This window comes from Pseudonocardia zijingensis, assembly GCF_042657305.1.
In the GTDB taxonomy this organism is placed as follows: Bacteria; Actinomycetota; Actinomycetes; order Mycobacteriales; family Pseudonocardiaceae; genus Pseudonocardia; species Pseudonocardia zijingensis.
Map to the genome: position 1 here is coordinate 1 of NZ_JBHSKO010000041.1, position 18,811 is coordinate 18,811.

Annotated in this window: 19 protein-coding genes; 11 read left to right on the top strand and 8 right to left on the bottom strand. The window is 72.1% G+C overall.

The annotated features are described in order from the left end of the window. The first annotated feature begins 566 nt into the window (after positions 1 to 566). Positions 567 to 2,642 carry an HNH endonuclease signature motif containing protein gene (locus tag ACFPL3_RS39910; protein WP_343942160.1) on the top strand — a complete coding sequence of 692 codons (2,076 nt, stop codon included), beginning with the start codon at positions 567 to 569 and terminating at the stop codon, positions 2,640 to 2,642. Positions 2,643 to 2,708: 66 nt separating this feature from the next. Here ACFPL3_RS39910 and ACFPL3_RS39915 read toward each other — a convergent pair whose 3' ends face one another. The 5 genes from ACFPL3_RS39915 to ACFPL3_RS39935 all read right to left on the bottom strand — a co-directional run bounded on the left by ACFPL3_RS39915 (position 2,709) and on the right by ACFPL3_RS39935 (position 6,912). Beyond that, on the bottom strand, positions 2,709 to 3,383 hold the full coding sequence (locus ACFPL3_RS39915; RefSeq protein WP_343942161.1) for an alpha/beta hydrolase: 675 nt from the start codon (positions 3,381 to 3,383) through the stop codon (positions 2,709 to 2,711). A gap of 38 nt (positions 3,384 to 3,421) precedes the next feature. Beyond that, positions 3,422 to 3,760: a phosphotransferase gene (locus ACFPL3_RS39920; protein ID WP_343942162.1), complete on the bottom strand. Its 339-nt coding sequence runs from the start codon at positions 3,758 to 3,760 to the stop codon at positions 3,422 to 3,424. A gap of 310 nt (positions 3,761 to 4,070) precedes the next feature. Next, entirely contained in the window at positions 4,071 to 4,553 is a 483-nt protein-coding gene (locus ACFPL3_RS39925) for a TSCPD domain-containing protein (protein WP_343942163.1), read from the bottom strand. Positions 4,554 to 4,712: 159 nt separating this feature from the next. Next, a complete protein-coding gene (locus tag ACFPL3_RS39930) occupies positions 4,713 to 6,101 on the bottom strand; it encodes a glycosyltransferase family 87 protein (RefSeq protein ID WP_379590816.1) in 1,389 nt (462 codons plus the stop codon). Positions 6,102 to 6,141: 40 nt separating this feature from the next. Then, entirely contained in the window at positions 6,142 to 6,912 is a 771-nt protein-coding gene (locus ACFPL3_RS39935) for a deoxyribonuclease IV (RefSeq protein WP_343942164.1), read from the bottom strand. Between the two features lie 239 nt (positions 6,913 to 7,151). Between ACFPL3_RS39935 and rpsF the strand changes: the two genes are divergently transcribed. The 6 genes from rpsF to ACFPL3_RS39965 all read left to right on the top strand — a co-directional run bounded on the left by rpsF (position 7,152) and on the right by ACFPL3_RS39965 (position 11,442). Then, positions 7,152 to 7,490 (top strand): 30S ribosomal protein S6, encoded by a 339-nt coding sequence (gene rpsF, locus ACFPL3_RS39940; protein WP_343942165.1) that lies wholly within the window; start codon positions 7,152 to 7,154, stop codon positions 7,488 to 7,490. Between the two features lie 10 nt (positions 7,491 to 7,500). Then, a complete protein-coding gene (locus ACFPL3_RS39945; RefSeq protein ID WP_343942166.1) occupies positions 7,501 to 8,007 on the top strand; it encodes a single-stranded DNA-binding protein in 507 nt (168 codons plus the stop codon). 35 nt (positions 8,008 to 8,042) lie between these two features. Beyond that, positions 8,043 to 8,279, top strand: coding sequence for a 30S ribosomal protein S18 (rpsR, locus tag ACFPL3_RS39950; RefSeq protein ID WP_013678623.1), 237 nt, complete (start codon positions 8,043 to 8,045; stop codon positions 8,277 to 8,279). A 14-nt stretch (positions 8,280 to 8,293) separates the two neighbouring features. After that, a complete protein-coding gene (gene rplI / locus ACFPL3_RS39955) occupies positions 8,294 to 8,743 on the top strand; it encodes a 50S ribosomal protein L9 (RefSeq protein ID WP_343942167.1) in 450 nt (149 codons plus the stop codon). Positions 8,744 to 9,349: 606 nt separating this feature from the next. Next, the gene (dnaB, locus tag ACFPL3_RS39960; protein ID WP_343942168.1) at positions 9,350 to 10,753 is read left to right on the top strand and encodes a replicative DNA helicase; all 1,404 of its coding nucleotides are present in this window, start codon (positions 9,350 to 9,352) and stop codon (positions 10,751 to 10,753) included. A gap of 77 nt (positions 10,754 to 10,830) precedes the next feature. Next, on the top strand, positions 10,831 to 11,442 hold the full coding sequence (locus ACFPL3_RS39965; protein WP_343942169.1) for a hypothetical protein: 612 nt from the start codon (positions 10,831 to 10,833) through the stop codon (positions 11,440 to 11,442). A 39-nt stretch (positions 11,443 to 11,481) separates the two neighbouring features. Here ACFPL3_RS39965 and ACFPL3_RS39970 read toward each other — a convergent pair whose 3' ends face one another. Further along, positions 11,482 to 12,471 carry a calcium/sodium antiporter gene (locus tag ACFPL3_RS39970; protein WP_343942170.1) on the bottom strand — a complete coding sequence of 330 codons (990 nt, stop codon included), beginning with the start codon at positions 12,469 to 12,471 and terminating at the stop codon, positions 11,482 to 11,484. A gap of 187 nt (positions 12,472 to 12,658) precedes the next feature. Here ACFPL3_RS39970 and ACFPL3_RS39975 point away from each other — a divergent pair, with 187 nt between their 5' ends. After that, the gene (locus tag ACFPL3_RS39975; RefSeq protein WP_343942171.1) at positions 12,659 to 13,780 is read left to right on the top strand and encodes a baeRF11 domain-containing protein; all 1,122 of its coding nucleotides are present in this window, start codon (positions 12,659 to 12,661) and stop codon (positions 13,778 to 13,780) included. A gap of 14 nt (positions 13,781 to 13,794) precedes the next feature. Here ACFPL3_RS39975 and ACFPL3_RS39980 read toward each other — a convergent pair whose 3' ends face one another. After that, positions 13,795 to 14,181, bottom strand: coding sequence for a tautomerase family protein (locus tag ACFPL3_RS39980; RefSeq protein WP_343942172.1), 387 nt, complete (start codon positions 14,179 to 14,181; stop codon positions 13,795 to 13,797). 101 nt (positions 14,182 to 14,282) lie between these two features. Here ACFPL3_RS39980 and ACFPL3_RS39985 point away from each other — a divergent pair, with 101 nt between their 5' ends. Next, complete coding sequence (locus tag ACFPL3_RS39985; RefSeq protein WP_343942200.1) at positions 14,283 to 14,717, top strand: MarR family winged helix-turn-helix transcriptional regulator; 435 nt, start codon at positions 14,283 to 14,285, stop codon at positions 14,715 to 14,717. Positions 14,718 to 14,873: 156 nt separating this feature from the next. Here the strand turns inward: ACFPL3_RS39985 and ACFPL3_RS39990 are convergent, their stop codons facing one another. Next, positions 14,874 to 15,938 carry a helix-turn-helix domain-containing protein gene (locus tag ACFPL3_RS39990; protein ID WP_343942173.1) on the bottom strand — a complete coding sequence of 355 codons (1,065 nt, stop codon included), beginning with the start codon at positions 15,936 to 15,938 and terminating at the stop codon, positions 14,874 to 14,876. Positions 15,939 to 16,186: 248 nt separating this feature from the next. On the opposite strand from ACFPL3_RS39990, the gene ACFPL3_RS39995 reads away from it, so the two are divergent. Both ACFPL3_RS39995 and ACFPL3_RS40000 read left to right on the top strand, forming a co-directional pair. Continuing rightward, positions 16,187 to 17,119 carry an alpha/beta hydrolase gene (locus ACFPL3_RS39995; protein ID WP_343942174.1) on the top strand — a complete coding sequence of 311 codons (933 nt, stop codon included), beginning with the start codon at positions 16,187 to 16,189 and terminating at the stop codon, positions 17,117 to 17,119. Positions 17,120 to 17,130: 11 nt separating this feature from the next. Continuing rightward, entirely contained in the window at positions 17,131 to 18,768 is a 1,638-nt protein-coding gene (locus ACFPL3_RS40000; RefSeq protein ID WP_343942175.1) for a flavin-containing monooxygenase, read from the top strand. The last annotated feature ends 43 nt before the right edge of the window (positions 18,769 to 18,811 follow it).

Consider the following 18,811-nt stretch of genomic DNA (forward strand, 5'->3'; position numbering starts at 1 on the left):
CGTCGCGCTCAACCTCATCCGCCTGCATGGCTACTGGCACGGCCACCCTCTGGACCGCACCCGAACCAGCCACCTCACCCGACTCGACCAGACCCTGGCCGCCTGACCCAATTAGCCAGCAGAGTCGAATGCCGTCGGGGAACGCGCCGGATCGCTGATCAAGGTGGAGCGGGCTCACTAGTCGAGCGGAGTAGTCGAGCGGCTCAGGCGGTCGCTCAGGCCATCTCGACGTCCAGCCCGTCGGACAGGCGAGGTCGATCTCGGCGGTGATGGCTCGGCTGCCGATGTTCTCGGGCTCCCGAAGGCCTGGCGGCCGAGCGGCGCTCGGGTGCCTCGGGTGGAGGCATTGCGGATGGCGGGCGTTCGGGTCGATGCCGTCGTGCCGCTCGGCCGAGTACCGGGGAGCGCCTCGCGCCAGGCGCCGGCGTCTCGGTGTCACGCCGGGTCGGCGTAGCCATTGGGCTTTTCGGGTGAACCGCCCGGAGCTGCTCGGAGGAGCCCGGGTTCTGTCAGAGTGCGAACGTATGTTCGAATCATGGCCGGGGGCAGCACTCGTGGACCGGGCGGTGGCACTCCCGCCCGGCGCGCAGCTGGCCGCCGCCCTGGAGGAGCTGGCCGGTGCCGGGGTGCCGAACGTGCGGCGGGTCGAGGTGCTGCAGGCCCGGTCGCGGCAGCTGGCGCACGAGCAGGCCCTGTTGTTCGCCGAGCTGGTCGAGGTCGCCCACACCGTCGCCCTCGCCGACGCCGACGGCGAACCCGACCAGGTGGTGGCCCGGGCCGCGGAACGGTTCGAGTGGGCCGCCCACGAGATCGCCGCCGCGCTGGCCTGGACCCCCACCGCCGCCGACCGGGAACTCGAGCTCGCCACCGCGCTGGTCGAACGCCTCCCCCTGGTCCAGCACGCCCTGCGGCACGGCCGCATCGACCGCGGCAAGGCGCGGGTGTTCACCGACTACCTCGACCCCGCCACCGGCGACGTCACCGAGGCGCAGGCCCGGCTGTTGTGCGAGCGGTTCGTGCCACTCGCACCCGGGCTGACCACCAAACAGCTCGCCGACCGGCTGTTGCGGGCACTGCAGGCCATCGACCCCGACCTACGGCGGCGCCGCTACGAACGCGCCGTACAGGCCCGCGGCGTCGCCCTCTACCTGGACCCGCGCACCGGCACCGCCACCCTCACCGGCAACGGCCTACCACCCGACGAAGCCGCCGCCGCGGCCGCCCGACTCGACCGGCTGGTCGAGACCGCGAAACGGGCCGGGCACCCCGGTACCCGCCCACAGATCTCCGCCGACCTCTACCTCGGCATGCTGGGCGGCACCTTCCACGGCCTCAACGAACAACAGATCATCACCCGCCTCCTGGACTTGCGGCGACCCGAGGACCACCACACGCCCAAGGACCACCGCGACCCCGAGAGCGCGACCGAGCCCGAAACCGCGCCCGACAAGGCCGCAGCCGCTGAGGTCGCAGCTGCCGGGACCGCCGGGACCGGTGCCGCCCCGTCTGGTGCCGCCCCGTCTGGTGCCGCCGCGGCCCCGACTGCCGAGCCGGAGACCGCCGGATCCTCGGCCGCCGAGCCCTGGGCCACCCAGTCCAAGGCCGCGGCTTCGACCTCAGGCGCCGCCGCCGCCACCGCTGCTTCAGGCTCCGCTGCCGCCGCTCCCGTTGCGGCCAGCTCCGGTGCCGCGGCCTCTGATCCCGCCGCGACTGCAGCCCCGAGCGTCGACGGCGCGGAAGCCGATCGGGTCGCCGTCCGCGAGGGCATCGAGATCCGCCTCGGCCTGGCCACCGCGGCCGGGCTCGACGACCGACCCGGCGAGATCCCCGGACTCGGCCCGATCGGCGCTGGTGTCGCCCGCGCCGCGGTCGCCGCGCAACACCGGGGCGCGGCGTGGCGGTTCGCCATCGTCGACACCGCCGGCTATCTCCTACTCGCCGGACAGCTGCGGCGCCGCCCGCGCATCACGAGCCGCACGAGCCGGGCCCCCGCGGTCCGCGGTGGGGTGGTCGAACTGCACCTCACCCTCGCCGAACTCCAGCGCTACAGCAGCAACCCCGGCCCGGACCCCGACTCGGGTCTGGGCGCGTGGGCCGGGGTGCTGGCCGAGATCGCCACCGCCTGGGCCGACCGCCACCACCTCCGCAGACTCCTGGCCGCCGACCCCGACGCCCGATTCGTCCGCGGCCCGCTGGCCGAGCACGTCCGCATCCGCGACCGCCACTGCGTCGGCCCCGGGTGCACCCGCCCGGCCCGGCGCTCCGACCTGGACCACACCTGGGAGCACGGCCGCGGCGGCCGCACCGTCGAGGTCAACATCGGGCCCGCGTGCAAACGCCACCACCCCGACAAGGACCGCGGCTGGACACTCACCCAACCCGAACCCGGGATCTTCGTGTGGATCAGCCCGCTCGGGCGCACCTACCGCACCCGCGGCGAACCGATCCGACCCGAACTCCCCGACCCCGACACCGCACCCGAAAACACCGAGACAACAGAGGCCGCCGAGGAGAGCGCCGCACAACTGGACCGCCGGCTGCGCCGCGCCGAACGACGCATCCTCGAACCCCCCGTCGGCGAGACGCCCCGGCCACCACCGGAGCCGGAGCAACCGCGCCACGAGGAGCCACCGCCGTTCTGAACGAGCGATGCCGAACCGCTCAGGGGCGGGCCCTCCGGCCTGCGACGTCCACCCCGCCGTCGGGACTCACTCGTCGAGCACCTCCTGCAGCACACCGACGAGGGCATCCGGGCCGGAGGCGAGCACGTTGTGGGTGACGTCGAGGTCGTGGACCGTCCAGGCAGGATCCGCGCGCAGCTTCTCGGCCGTCTCCACGAACGGCGACTGCGGCAGCCAGTCCGGCGACACCGCCACGACGTAGTGCTTGTCGGCCACCGCCCGCCAGGCTCCGGTGAGCCGCGACCGCTGCAGCAACGTCGCGACCGGGTGCGGAACGGCCCGCTCGTCGAAGAACGGGAGCGGATCGACGAAGAGCCCGGTGCGTCCCGAGCCGTCGACGTACCACTGGTGCTCCCAGTCCAGGGTCATCGACCACGCCGAATCGCCGTCCTCGGGGACGAAAGCATCGACGTACACGAGGCTGCGGAACCGGCCGGGTGCCGCGTCGGCCGCTCCGCTGAGCACGCTGCCCGCGTAGCTGTGCCCCACCGCCACCACGGGTTCGGGGAGGCCGCGAACGAGGTCGACCAGCTCGGAGACGTGCGTGTCGAGCGTGATCGGACGCGCCGGTTCCGGGTCGTCCGGGTCGAGGCCGTCGAGCGTCACTGCGATCCCGCGGTGACCCAGCTCCTCCAGGCGCTCGACGACCGGCTGATACCACCAGCCACCGTGGTTCGCTCCAGGAACGAGTACGACATCCATGCGGCCATGGTGACGTCCGTTCCGGACAGGATCGGTCCTCAGGCGGCGCGGAGTGCGTTCAACTCGTCGAGGACGCGATGGGCGCGCTCGACCACCCCTGGAACGGCATCGTGGCGCCTCTGACGGATCGGGACCTCGAGCATGTGGAGGATCTGTGCCGCCGCGAGCGCCGCCGTCCCCTCCCAGCCGACCAGGCCGAGAATTCTCGTCCACAACCGCCTTCTGACACCATCCAGCGGATCACGGAAGGTCAACCACACGAGGTTGGTGAGATCGGAGCCCCGCGTGCCGCTGCCTGCGTTCCCGATGTCCACGACCGCTACCACGGTCCCGTCATGGACCAGGACGTTGCTGGGGTTGAGATCGGTATGGACCATGTCCGGCGCTTGTCGTGGTGGTGGGACGTCGGCACATGAGCCGCAGGCGCTCGACCAGGGCCGACACCACGGAGGAATAGCCCGGGAGCCCGGCCACGTACCGGCGGAGAAGCGACTGCTCGGGCGTCTCGCCGAGATCCTGCCCTGCGACCGCCGGGTCCTGACCGGTGGCAACTCGCCAGGCGTATGACCAGTGGTCGTACGGCTCGGAGGCTTGGCCGGCCTGGAGCTCGATGATCTCCATCAGCTGCTCGACGAGCGACGGGGTACGCGCACGTTCGCGCCTCTGGTCGGACTAGCTGGCCTGCGCCTAGACCCGCGCCGGGCGTCGCAAAGGCGTGGGCGCGTAGGCGTCGACGGGCAGCTCGGCCTCCTCGGCGGGGGTGAGCAGGTCGAGCTCCTTGCGGGACTCGGCGTCCAGCCAGTCGTGGGCCAGGCGGCGCGCGAGGTAGTCGCCCACCGAGGTGGCGATCGGGATGTCGGGGTCGTCGGTCATGCCCATCGGTTCGAAGCGCTGCCCGGTGAACTTGGCGACGAACGTCTCCAGCGGCACCCCGTGCTGCAGGCCGAGCGAGATGGAGATCGAGAGCAGCTCCATCAGCCCCGCCGTGGTGGATCCCTCCTTGCCGAACTTGGCGAAGACCTCCCCCAGCTCGCCGTCCTCGCCCGCGTTGGCGATGACGAAGAACTTGGTGCCGCCCACCTCGAAGGAGGTGGTGGTGCCCTGCCGCGAGCGGGGCAACTGCTGCCGTGCGGACGGGGTGCGGTCGGTGGTGTGTGCGGGGAGCGCCATGGACGGGCCGGGATCCTTTCCGATGCCACATGTAGGTGATTCATATGACATCGCCACTAGATGTTGTGGTTGGCACCGTACCGCGGGGCCCCGACAATTCTGCGGCGAAACGCCGCCCGGTCGGCGACTGCCGACGATCGGGTGGGGCGGATCGGACACTCAGCCGACGGACTCCGCCAGCGGGGTGCGGCGTGGCAGGGGCGCGGCGGCGAGCCGGTCCGGAACGCGCAGGAACACGACGAACAGGGCCACCAGGAGCGCCGCCCGCCCCCACACGCCGATGGTGACGGCCTGCGCGGCGAAGCCGTCGTAGATGCCGGAGGGCAGCCCGGCGTGGAGCTGGTAGTACCAGCGGAAGATCCCGATGCCCATGGCGAGGTCGGCGAGCAGGTAGGCCGCGACCAGCGACCACGGCACCTGCACGAGCACGAAGAACGGCAGGAGCCACAGCGTGTACTGCGGTGAGTGGACCTTGTGCAGCAGGAGGAACCCGCAGAGCATCGCTGCGCTCACGCCGACCCACGGGTAGGTGCCGGTGCGCCGGAAGCGCCACCAGCCCACCGCGGCGGCCAGGGCGAACGACAGCAGCACGAGCGTGGGCGAGAGCCAGTTCATCGTGGCCTGGAAGGCGGCGTCGTCGGGGTCGGACTCCGGGCGGAATCCCCAGAACCAGATCGAGTTGGTGGTGAAGTCGACCTTGCGCAGCTGCTGGAACGTGAACGAGGCCCGCCAGCCCTCGTAGCCGGCGATCATGAACGGCAGGTTGACCAGCACCACGGTGGCGGCGGCCGCCAGCGGCACGCGGATCGCCCCGCGCCAGTCGAGCCTGCCCGGGTGCGATGCGACGAGCACGTAGAGGGCGAGCGGCAGGACGAACGCGCCCGGGTAGAGCTTGAACGCGAAGCCCAGCCCGAGCAGCACGGCCGCGAACAAGGCGCGCCGCGCGAGCGGGTGGTCGCTGCGCATGCCGTGCACCACGAACACCGCGGCCACCGCGCAGGCCACGACCGGCAGGTCCCAGTTGTGGAAGGCGTAGAGCACCAGCGGGGGCCCCACTGCCCACAGGAGCGCCCGCCAGCGCGCGAGCCGGCCGAGCAGCCACCCGGTGACCAGCCCGAACGGCGCCATCAGCAGCGCGGACCCGAGGAGGAAGCCGGCGTCGGTGTCGGCGTACAGGGCGCCGGCCCAGATCAGCAGGCCGGTGAGCACGGGGTACTCGACGGAGCCGCCGCGCAGCTGCCCGTCCGGCGTGATCGACCCGCCGACGTACGGGAAGGCGTGCTTGTCGATGTCGCGGCCGATCCACAGGTGCTGGATGTCGGAGTAGCAGACGTCGCGCTCGATGCGCACGCCGTAGTCGGGGGTGCTGCGGCCGGTGTCGTCGAACCCGGGGCCGGTGCAGCGGGCCTTGTTGGCGTAGCCGAGCAGCAGCGTGAGCCCGGTGAGCAGCACGAGCACCGCGAGCACCACGCGGCCGGTGCGGGCGAGCGGGTGCGCAGCGGGAGCGGCCTGCTCCCCCGGCGCGGTGCTCACCGCGGTGCCGGTCACGGCCCGGCCCCGCCTGCGGTGGCCGCCACTGCAACCGGTGTCACGATCCGAGCCGCTCACGGAGGAAGGCGATGTCGGCGGCCTGGCCCTCGGCCGGGGTCTCGACCACGACGGGGGCGTTCGCCGCCGCGCAGACGGCGACGAGCGCGTCGGGCTCGATCGTGCCGTCGGCGATGTTGGCGTGCCGGTCGCGGGAGGAGCCGAACTCGTCGCGGGAGTTGTTGAGGTGGACCAGGTCGATCCGGCCCGTGATGGCCTTGGCCCGCTCGACGACGTCGACCAGCTCCACCCCCGCGGAGAACGCGTGGCAGGTGTCGAGGCAGAAGCCCACCCCGAACTCGCCGACCGCCTCCCACAGCCGAGCCAGGTCGTCGAACCGGCGGGCCATGGCGTTCTCCCCGCCCGCGGTGTTCTCGATGAGGATGGGGACCGCGAAGCCGCCGTCGTCCTGCTGGCGCTCGATGAACTTGCGCCAGTTCTCGAAGCCCTTCGCCGGGTCCTCGCCCTGCGTGACGTGCCCGCCGTGGACCACGAGGCCGATCGCACCCAGCTCGGCCGCGAGCTCCGCGTGCTGCACCACGATCTTGCGCGACGGGATGCGGATGCGGTTGTTCGTGGAGGCGAGGTTCACCGGGTACGGCGAGTGGACCACGACCGCGACGTCGCTCGCGCGCAGGTCGGCCGCCTGGGGGTGGCTCGGCGGCTTCTTCCAGCTCTGCGGGTCGGCGAGGAACAGCTGCACGATCTCGGCGCCGCGTTCTGCCGCCGAGACGAGCGGGTCGTCCTCGCGCGCGTGTGCCCCGATGAGCATGGGGGCAAGACTAGTGACCATCCCCGACGGCGCCGCCATGGGTGCGTGTGCGATCGCGAACGCCGGTCCCGGGCGAGGGGTGCAGTGTTCACGCTGGTAGCCTCGATGCGTCACCCCGACCGGTGCTCGCCGAGCGCCGTGCGCGCCGCCGATGGCGGCGATCCTGTCGGGGTTCGATGAGAACCTCCTGTCGCGGAAGGACCGCGGCCGTTCCAGTCCATAGGAGGTGAGTGGTTCTCATGCGTCATTACGAGCTGATGGTCATCCTCGACCCCAGCCTGGACGAGCGCACTGTGACGCCGTCCCTGGAAACGTTCCTCAACGTCGTGCGCAACGACAAGGGCACCGTCGAGAAGATCGAGGTGTGGGGCAAGCGCCGGCTCGCCTACGAGATCGCGAAGCACAGCGAGGGCATCTACGCCGTGCTCGAGGTCACCTGCGAGCCCGCCACGGTCGCGGAGCTCGACCGCCAGCTGGGCCTGAACGAGTCCGTGCTGCGCACCAAGGTCCTGCGGCGCGAGCCGAAGAAGGCCGCCGCCGAGCCGAAGCGGGCGCCCGCACCCGCCCCCGCGGGCTGAGGGCCGCACGATGGCCGGCGAGACCGTCATCACGGTGATCGGCAACCTCACCGCCGACCCGGAGCTGCGCTTCACCCCGTCCGGGGCTGCGGTCGCCAACTTCACGGTGGCCTCCACCCCGCGCACCTTCGACCGCCAGTCCGGTGAGTGGAAGGACGGCGACGCGCTGTTCCTGCGCTGCAACGTGTGGCGGCAGGCGGCGGAGAACGTCGCCGAGTCGCTCACCCGCGGCATGCGGGTGATGGTGCAGGGCCGCCTGCGGCAGCGGTCGTTCGAGACCCGCGAGGGCGAGAAGCGCACCGTCGTCGAGCTCGAGGTCGACGAGGTCGGCCCGTCCCTCCGCTACGCCACGGCCAAGGTCAACAAGGTCAGCCGGGGCGGCGGCAGCGGCGGCTTCGGCGGTGGCGGCGGCGGTGGTGGCGGCGGGTACTCCGGCGGCGCGCCAGCCGACGACCCGTGGGGTTCCGCACCGCCCGCCGGCAGCGGCCCCGTCGCCGACGACGAACCCCCCTTCTGACTTCACGCCTCTCGTAACAACCAGGAGAACCACCCATGGCCAAGCCCGTCCTGCGCAAGCCGAAGAAGAAGGTGTGCGCGTTCTGCAAGGACAAGGCCCAGGAGATCGACTACAAGGACACCGGCCTGCTGCGGAAGTTCATCTCCGACCGCGGCAAGATCCGGGCCCGCCGGGTCACCGGCAACTGCCGCCAGCACCAGCGTGACGTTGCGGTCGCGGTCAAGAACTCCCGCGAGGTCGCGCTGCTGCCCTACACCTCGACCGCGCGCTGAGGAGGAGTACCGGTATGAAGCTCATCCTCACCGCCGACGTGCCCAACCTGGGCGGTCCGGGCGACATCGTCGAGGTCAAGGACGGCTACGGCCGCAACCTGCTGCTGCCGCGCAAGCTGGCCATCGTGGCCACCCGCGGGGCCGAGAAGCAGGTGGCCGCCATCCAGCGCGCCCAGCGCGCCCGCCAGATCCGCGACCTCGGCCACGCCAAGGAGGTCGCGGGCCAGCTCGAGGCGCTGAAGCTCACGGTCAAGGCCAAGGCGGCGGGCGACTCGGGCCGGCTGTTCGGCTCGGTCACGTCGGCCGACGTCGTCGAGGCCATCCGCACGGCGGGTGGCCCGGCGATCGACCGTCGTTCCGTCGAGGTGCCCGGCCAGATCAAGACCGTCGGCACCCACAAGGTCACCGTGCGCCTGCACCCCGAGGTCACCACCGAGCTGGACGTCGAGGTCGTCGCCAGCTGATCGGCGGGTCTCCCGCCAGCACGAGCGAGCCGTGTCCGCGTTCTTCGCGGGCACGGCTCGCTCGTTTTTCTGTCCGGGCGCGGTTGCTACTCACAGTGACGAGGCGGAGGTCGTGCTCCGGGCTCGGGGTTCCGCCGTGTTCACGTTCCCGCTGCCCTCGTGGAGGGCTGTCCGGCACCCGTCCAGGTGGCGCGCCGAGAAGTGACGGTGACGTCGCCCAGTGATCGGTCCGACGCGCCGAGTGGGCGTGTCGGACGGCGTGGCGACACGCCGAAAGCATCGTGTGCGGCGTGTCGCAGAAGAAAGTTGTCCACAGGTCGGTGCGCGCTGCTGACCTGCTGATACAGCCCAAATGGATCGGTTGTCCCCACGTCTTCCACAGGTGGCTCCCGACGAGTTCCCTGGCCGCGCTCGATCCGTCCCCAGGCGGTCCACAGCCTCGCGCACAGGTCGGTTTGGAGGTGTCGGGGAAGGCGCTTAGCCTCCCCTGCGGGGTGCGAGGACTCGACCCGGCCGGCGGCTCCCGTTCTCCGGGATGTCATCCGGATGTCGTCGAGCTGATCGAACCTTTGTTCGATACAATGGCGGCAGGGGGTGACGCTGCGTATGGCTCTGGCTGATGACCGTCCGGCGGGAAGGCCTCGTCCGGTACGGCCCGCGGGGGAGGGGTCCGAGCCGAACGGCGTGTTCGACCGGCAGCCGCCGCAGGACCTCACGGCCGAGCAGTCGGTGCTGGGCGGCATGCTCCTGTCGAAGGACGCCATCGCCGACGTCGTCGAGATCCTGCGGCCCGACGACTTCTACAAGCCGGCCCACCAGACCGTCTACGACTGCGTCCTCGACCTGTACGGCCGAGGGGAGCCCGCCGACGCCGTCACCGTGTCGGCGGAGCTGCAGCGCCGCGGCGAGCTGATCCGGCTGGGCGGCGCGCCGTACCTGCACACGCTGATCGCCACGGTGCCCACCGCCGCCAACGCGGCCTACTACGCCGAGATCGTCGCGGAGAAGGCCATCCTCCGCCGCCTGGTGGAGGCGGGCACCCGCATCGTGCAGCTGGGCTACCACGGGGCCGAGGGCGCCGAGGTCAACGACGTCGTCGACCGCGCCCAGGCGGCCATCTACGAGGTCACAGAGCGCAGCACCAGCGAGGACTTCGTCCCGCTCGAGGAGCTGCTGCAGCCCACGATGGACGAGATCGACGCCATCGCCTCCCGGGGCGGCGTGGCGCTCGGCGTGCCCACCGGGTTCGCCGACCTCGACGCCGTCACCAACGGCCTGCACGCAGGGCAGATGATCGTCGTGGCGGCGCGACCCGGCCTGGGCAAGTCCACGCTCGGGCTCGACTTCGCCCGCTCGTGCTCGGTGAAGCACGGCCTCACCAGCGTCGTGTTCTCCCTGGAGATGAGCAAGTCCGAGATCGTCATGCGCCTGCTGTCGGCGGAGGCCCGGATCCGGCTGGCCGACATGCGCGCCGGCCGGATGAGCGACGACGACTGGACGCGCATGGCGCGGCGCATGAGCGAGATCAGCGAGGCGCCGCTGTTCATCGACGACTCCCCCAACCTCACGCTGATGGAGATCCGCGCGAAGGCGCGCCGGCTCAAGCAGCGCCACGACCTCAAGCTCGTCATCCTCGACTACCTGCAGCTGATGACGTCCGGCCGCAAGGTCGAGTCGCGCCAGCAGGAGGTGTCGGAGTTCTCCCGGCAGATCAAGCTCCTCGCGAAGGAGCTGGAGGTGCCGGTGGTGGCGATGAGCCAGCTGAACCGTGGTCCGGAGCAGCGCACCGACAAGCGTCCGCAGCTGTCCGACCTGCGTGAGTCCGGGTCGATCGAGCAGGACGCCGACATGGTGATCCTGCTCCACCGCCCCGACGCGTTCGAGCGCGACGACCCGCGGGCGGGCGAGGCCGACCTCATCCTGGCCAAGCACCGCAACGGGCCCACGAGCACCATCACGGTGGCCCACCAGCTGCACTACAGCCGCTTCTCCGACCTCGCCCACGGCTGATCAGGTCGCGCGCGGGCGCGGCGGGCGCGACGGCCCCGCCGGAGTGGAGCCGTGGCACGTCCGTATGGTGCCGCGCAATGGCATTGGACAAGACGAGCAACACGGCGACCACCGACCACCTGCCCGAGCGGGCCGACGAGGAACAGCGCCCCGAGGAGCCGAGGAACCCGTCGGCGGCACCCACCGACACCGCCACCGAGCCGGTAACCGAAGGCCCAGCTGCCGAGGACCACGGGACGAGCATCTCCGGCCGGCAGGGCGACGACCGCGCTGCCGGCACCGCCGATGGGGTCGGGCCGGGCGCCGCGGCCGTCGTGAGCGCTGGGCTCGCGGTGTCCGCGCTGACCGGCACCGGGATCGGCGACATGCTGCGGGCCCGCTCGGAGATCGTCGGTCAGATCGAGGCCAGTGTCAGCGGCGGAGCGGTCGACCAGGTCGAAGTCCTCTACGGCCGCCCGTGGGACACCGCCGCGCTCGTCAACGGCGCGGTAGCGCTGGTCGCCGTCGTCATCGGAGGCATGCTGCTGGCCGCGCAGTCGGGCAGGCCCACCACCCGGGCGTGGGTGCGGGCCGTGGCGCTCGGCGGTGTCGTGCTCGGGGGGATCGGGCTCGTCGTCGCCGCCGGCATGTACCTCGATCTGTTCGTCGCAGCGCCCGAGCTGCCCCAGGCACCCCAACTCGGCGGCTGACCGAGCGCCTCGAGCTCGACCACCAGCCCTCACGGGCGCTCACAGCCTGGTGGCGAGCAGCCAGACCATGTACGCGACGTAGGTCATCACGAACGCTCCTCCCTCGATCCGGCCCAGTCGCCGGTGGGTGAGGAACACGGGCACGCACACGAGCGCGGCGGCCACCATGAGGACCAGGTCCAGCACCAGCACGTCCTCGGGTACCGGCACGGTCCCGGGTGCGACCAGCACGGTGGGCCCGAGGATGAGGGCGATGTTGAAGACACTGGAGCCGAGCAGGTTCCCGATGGCGATGGATCTGTCGCCCCGCACGGTGGAGACCAGCGTGGTGACGAGCTCGGGGGCCGAGGTGCCGACGGCGACGATGGTCAGGCCGATCACCGCGTCGGTGGCGCCGAGGTCGCGAGCGAGTTCGACGGCCCCGTCGACGAGGAACTCCGATCCGATGACGACGATCGCGAGGCCGAGGACGAGCAGCAGCGTCCGGACCGCGACGGGCCGGTCCCGGACCGGAGGATCGGCCGTGCCGGCGTCGGTGCTCGGAGCTGGGGCGACGGCGGCGGGGACGGCCGGCCGTCGCGACTCGCGGCGGGCGAGCACGGCGACCAGCGCCAGGTACGCGGCGCCGTAGAGGCACAGCCAGACGCCGTCGAGGGTGTCGAGGTCGCCGTCGGCGGCCACGACGAAGAGCAGCAGGGCCGCTCCCGTCATCGCGGGCAGGTCCGACGTCAGGGTCCGGGTCTCGAACGCGACCGGCCGGATGAGCGCGCTCAGGCCCAGTATCAGCAGGATGTTGACCAGGTTGGTTCCCACGATGTTGCCCACCGCCAGGCCGCCGTTGCCCTGCTGAGCGGCGTTGAGGCCGATGGCCAGCTCGGGGAGGCTCGTGCCGAGCGAGACGACCGTCATGCCCACCACGAGCGGGCTGACGTTGAACCTCGCCGCCAGCGCGGATCCCTCACGCACCACCGTCTCGGCGCCCGCCACCAGGGCGACGAGCCCGAGGACCAATGCCAGTACCGGGTTCACATCAGGCCCTCCCGACGGTCGTGCCGGCCTCATCATCCCGGTGAGGTGCAACCGCGAGCGGGCACCGACCCGCGCCCACGACGAATCCCCGGGGATGGTGACGACACCTCATCCGCTCCGGATGAAGCCCGGCGTCCGCCGTCGAGCGATCGTGGGCCGCAGCCCGCTCCGACCCGACGGAGGCCCCATGACCCTCCACACCGACATCCCGACGCGATCCGAGGTGGAGCGGCTGATCGCCGTGCGAGAACCCGGCTGCGTCTCGATCTACCTCCCGACGAGCGTGATCACGCAGGACGCCCAGGCCGACCGGATCGAGCTGAAGAATCTCGTGGCGACGGCGATCCGGCAGCTGGAGGCCGCGGGCGCCGCGACGGCCGCGATCGCGAGCGTCCGCGACGGGCTGGACGACCTCGTCGACGACGACGACTTCTGGACCGCGCAGGCTCGGAGTCTCGCCGTCCTCGCCTCGGCCGGCTCGGTCCGGACGTTCCGCCTTCCGAACCGGTTGTCCGCCGCGGTCGAGGTGGCGGACCGCTTCTACATCACACCGCTGCTACGTGCCGTGACGTTCCCGCAGGCGGCGTTCGTGCTGGCCCTCGCAGCCGGATCGGTCAGGCTGGTGGAGGTGACGCCCGAGGGGCCGTCGTTCACCGTCGACGTTCCCGGGCTGCCCACGGACGCCGCCGGCTCGGTGGGCAAGGCGTCGATCGCCGATCGTTCGCCGATCCGGCGGATCCAGGGCTCGGAGGGGCAGAAGGTCCGGCTGCGGCAGTACGCCCGCAAGGTCGACCAGGCCCTGCGCGGCGTCCTGTCCGGGCTCGAACTGCCCCTCATCCTCGCCGCAACGGAGCCGCTCGACTCGGTGTACCGCTCGCTCAACAGCTATCCCCACCTCGCCGAGCGGGGCATCGCGGGCAACCCGGAAGCCGTGTCCGACGAGCGCCTCGCCGCAGCGGCGCGACCGTTGCTGGACGAGGTGTACGCGGGCGAGCTGTCCGCGGTCGAGGACGTGTTCGAGCGGCGCTTCGAGCAGGGCCGCGCGACGACCGATGTGGCCACGGCGGCCCGGGCGGCGACCCACGGTGCGATTGACACGTTGCTCGCCGACATCGACGTGAAGCTGCCCGGCTTCGTGGACGACGACACGGGCGCGGTCACGTTCGCCCAGGACGACGCCGCGAGCTACGGCCTCGTCGACGAGATCGCCCGGCGGGTGCTGCTCTCCGGGGGGCGCGTAATCGCGGTGCGTGCCGCGGACGTCCCCCACGGCGGCCCGGTCGCGGCGATCCTGCGCTACCCCTTGTGACCCTGCTCGGGGCGCTACGTCAGCACCACCTCGCCGCCCATACCGCTGCGGCCCGCAGGCGTACCCACGAGCTCGACGGTCGTGCCGGCACGGACCCCTTCGCCGAACACCCCGACGAGCGCGTCGGTCACGCCCGTGACGAGGCCGGCCACGATGTCGTCCGCGTCGGGGCGGGTGAACGCGGCGTCCTTGATGCCGAACGTGACGCGCGGTGCCGGAGCCTCCACGGGCCGGCCGCCGATGCCCCACCGGCCGGGCGGGATGCCGATGAGCTGCACGACCGCGATCTCACGGGCCCACTCGCCGTAGACGGCGACCACGGCGTCGGTGAGCGCCGCGATCACCTCGGCTTCCCGGCCCGCGAGGTCGGGCTCGTTGGCGTACACGATCAGATGGGGCATACCGTCCTCCGGAGCACCGGTGAAGCCTTTGGTTTCAAAGGTAATGACGAGGGCGGGGCGTGTCCACACCAGAAGACGTCGACGCGGCGGTGCGCCAGCTCATGCTCGTGTTCCCGCGCCTGGTCGGGCGGGTGAAGAAGCTGCCTCCGCCGCCCGCGCTGCGATCGCTGGAGCTGACACCGCGACACCTGTCGCTGCTGTCGATGCTGCTCCTCGACGGCCCGCTCACCGTGTCCGAGCTGGCCGAGCGGCTCAGTGTCGCGCCGACCACGGTGAGCCTGCTCGTCGGTGAGCTGAGCGGAAAGGGCGTCCTGCGTCGTCGCCCCGACCCCGCCGACCGGCGCCGGCGGATCGTGGACCTCGACGACGAGGTCCGCCCCGCGGTCTCCCGGTGGCTCGCGCCCGGCGCCCGGGCCTGGCGGGAGGCGCTGGGCCCGCTGACGCCTGCTGAGCGCCGCGTCGTGGTCGACACCCTGCTCGCCTACGAGGCCGCGGTCACGCGGGGGCTCGGCGCGGCACCGGCCGAGCCGCGGTGAACCCCGGGGTCAGCGAGGCGCCGGCTATCCGGATCGCGACAGCGCCAACCCGTCGAGCACGACGTCGACCGCCCTGGCCACGGCAGCCCGGTCGCCCCGTGTGGACCCGTCCGGCGGCGGACCGGCCCGCGGGCCGCTGAGACGGGTCGCCGGTGGTCAGACCATGCCGTGGGTCTGCCGGATGCGGCGCAGGGTCAGCGCCAGGAACAGCCGGTTGCGGCCGTAGGCGTCGTTCAGCCCGAAGCCGAACAGCCTCTCCGCCTGGGCGACGCGGTGCAGCACGGAGTTGTGGTGCACCCGCAGCAAGCGGGCCGCCCGCCGGATCGACCCGGTGGCGACGACGTCGAGGGTCGCCAGCATGTCCGGTCCCCCGACCGCGAGGACCTGCTCGAGCGCCTGGACGTCGCCGATGCACGAGATCTGCTCCGGGGTGAGCGCCTCGGCGAGGATGTCGTACCCGTTCACGGCCTCGGTGGGGACCAGCACCCCCTCCTCCAGCGGGTACGGGCCCCGGTCGCGGGGGCTGGGCTGGGTGAACCGGAACGCGCCGTCGGCCTCCCGGCAGGCCTGCGGCGCCTCGCCCGCCGGGTGCACGCGGCTCACCGAGACCTGTAGCCCGCGCGGCACGTCCAGCCGGCCGACGTCGTCGGCGTCGCCCACGCGCAGCAGCACCGTGGTCCGCGCCCGGGTGGTCCACAGGACGCGGGTGCCGGTGCCGGTCAGGTGGGCGATGAACGCCGCGAGCGCCGAGCCGTGGCCGGCTGTGATGAACGCGCGCACCGGGGTGGTCGGGCGCAGCCCGAGGGCGAGCAGGGCCTGGTTGCGCAGACCCGGGTTGGCCGTGCGGTGGATCAGGACGGCCACCTGCTCCGGCTCCGACCTCGCCGGCACCGTCAGCGCCTCCCGGTCCAGCAGCACGACCACCAGCACGGCGATGCGTTCGAGCAGCAGCCGGTCGTCCGGTGTGGCCGGGGCGCCGAGGGCGACCACCACCCCGCGCGGGGTGCCCTCCGCGGCCACGTCGGTGGGCCATCGCGTCGACGTCCCGCCGTCCGGATCGGCGACCACGGTCCTGGCCTCGGTCGCCTTGATCGCGACGACACGGCCGGTGCGGCGCGCGACCGCGGCCACCGCCTGCTCCAGCGGCGGGTGGCGCACCAACAGGTCGTCGAGGAGGCGCAGCACCTCGACCCGCCCGACCGGCGGGTCGGATGTCGTCATGTGCGCCCTCCCGCCGCGTCCGCGTCGACCCGACCCCGTCAGCCTCGCACGCGCGACGGCCACCGAGAAGGTCGCGTGTGCGCCATTTGGCTCGGAAGCGAGCCAGATGAACGGTGACCCCCGCCACTTCGCCGGGTGATGCTCGGTCCGTCCCCCGACGCCGGACCCGCTCCCGCGGGCCGCGTGCCCGACCGTCGCCGCGCGCGGCGGCTCGGGCTCCTCCGCCCACTCACACCGAGGTGATGTGCATGGCACTGGACGACGCCACGACCGCGTTCCTGGCCCAGATGGCCGAATCCGGCGCGAAGCCGCTGCACGAGATGACGCCCGAGGAGGCCCGCGGCCTGGGGCGGCTGCTCCGCGACATGTACGGCTCGGGCCCCGAGATGAAGGAGGTGCGCAACGTCCGGGTCCCGGTCGACGGCGGCGACATCGCCGTGCGGGTGCTCACCCCGAACGAGAGCCCGCGCGGTGTCCTCGTCTACTACCACGGCGGCGGCTGGGTCATCGGTGCGATCGACGAGTTCGACACGCTCGGGCGGGTCCTCGCCGAGCGCACCGGCATGACGACCGTGCTCGTCGACTACCGGCTCGCCCCCGAGCACCGCTACCCCACCGCCGTCGACGACTCCTGGGCGGCGCTGCGGTGGGTGGCGGAGAACCAGGCGGAGCTCGCGCCGTCCGGCCCGCTGGTGGTCTGCGGAGACAGCGCGGGCGGCAACATCAGCGCGGTCATGGCCCTGCGCGCGAAGGCCGCGGGCGGGCCGGCGATCGACCTGCAGGTGCTGGTCTACCCGGTGACCGACGCCGACTTCGACAACGAGACCTACCTCGACCCGGAGAACCAGCTCATGCTCACCCGGGACTCGATGATCTGGTTCTGGGACCACTACGCGCCCGACCCCGCCGTGCGCGCCGAGCCCGACGCCTCCCCGATCAAGGCCGCGGACCTGTCGGGCCTGCCCCCGGCCGTGGTCCTCACCGCGGAGCACGACGTCCTGCGCGACGAGGGAGAGGCCTACGCCCGCCGATTGGCCTGGGCGGGTGTCCCCGTGCAGCACCGGCGGTTCGACGGGCAGATGCACGCCTTCTTCACGATGGTGAACGTCCTGCCGGGCAGCGCGGACGGGATCGACCACGTCGTCGCCGCCATCGACGAGCTGCTCGCCACGCGGGCCTGAGGAGGACGACGATGTCGGTCACCGCAGAACCCACCCGTGCCGAACGCCGCGACGTCCCGAGGACCGTCGACGTCGTCGTGGTCGGCGCCGGCTTCTCCGGCATGTACCTGCTCCACAAGCTCCGCGCCGCGGGAACGTCCGCGATCGTGTTCGAGGCCGGCACGGACGTGGGCGGCACCTGGTACTGGAACCGCTACCCCGGCGCACGCGTGGACGTCGAGAGCCTGTCGTACTCCTACTCGTTCGACCCCGACCTGGAGCAGCGCTTCGAGTGGCAGGAGCGCTACCCCACCCAGCCCGAGATCCTCGCGTATGCCCGCCACGTCGCCGACCGCTTCGACCTGCGCCGCGACATCGTCTTCGGCACCCGCACCACCGCGGCGCACTACGACGAAGCGCAGCGGTCGTGGACGGTGCGCACCGACCGCGGCGACACGGTGACGGCGCGGTACCTGGTGATGGCGACCGGCTGCCTGTCGGCGTCGAAGCTGCCGGAGATCCCCGGCCTCGACGCGTTCGAGGGCGAGACGTACCACACGGCGCACTGGCCGCACGAGGGCGTCAACTTCACCGGCAAGCGGGTCGGGATCATCGGGACCGGCTCGTCCGGCGTCCAGTCGATCCCGGTCATCGCCGCGCAGGCCGACCAGCTCACGGTGTTCCAGCGCACGCCCGCCTACAGCCTGCCGGCGCGCAACCGGAAGCTGACCGTCGACGAGATCGCCGGGATGAAGTCGCGCTACCGGGACTACCGGAAGGCGCAGCAGGAGTCCGGGTTCGGCGTGCCCACCGCGATTCCCACGAGGTCGGCGCTGGAGGCCTCCGAGGAGGAGCGCAACGCGGCGTTCGAGGAGGCGTGGGAGAGCGGGAGCCTGGTGAACCTGCTGACCACGTTCACCGACTTCGCCACCAACCAGGAGGCCAACGACCTGGCGAAGCACTGGATCCACGACAAGATCCGCTCGATCGTCGCCGACCCGCGGACCGCCGAGGACCTCTGTCCCGACTACCCGGTCGGCACCAAGCGGCCGTGCCTGGACACCGGCTACTACGAGGCCTACAACCGGGAGAACGTCGAGCTGGTCAACCTGCGGCGCGAGCCGCTCGTCGAGATCACCGCGCGGGGCATCCGCACCGCGGTCCGGGAGTACGAGTTCGACACGATCGTCTACGCCACCGGCTTCGACGCCATGACGGGGTCGTTGACGAACGTCGACATCCGGGGCCGGGACGGGGTCTCGCTCGCGGAGACCTGGAGCGCGGGACCGCGGACCTACCTGGGCATCGGATCGGCCGGGTTCCCCAACCTGTTCATGATCACCGCGCCGGGCAGCCCGTCGGTGCTGTCGAACATGATGGTGTCGATCGAGCAGCACGTCGACTGGGTGTGCGACGCCATCGCCCACCTGCAGGAACAGGGCCTGGCCACGATCGAGCCCTGCCCGGAGGCCCAGGACGCCTGGGTCGACCACGTCAACCAGATCGCGAGCCACACCCTCTACCCGAAGGCCAACTCCTGGTACATGGGCGCGAACGTCCCGGGCAAGCCGCGGGTGTTCATGCCCTACGCGGGCGGGGTCGGTGAGTACCGCAAGAAGTGCGACGAGGTCGCGCGCAACGGCTACGAGGGGTTCGTGCTCGCCCGGTAGCCGGCCGGCGGGCGCGGCACGCAGCCGCGCCCGCCGGCCGCCG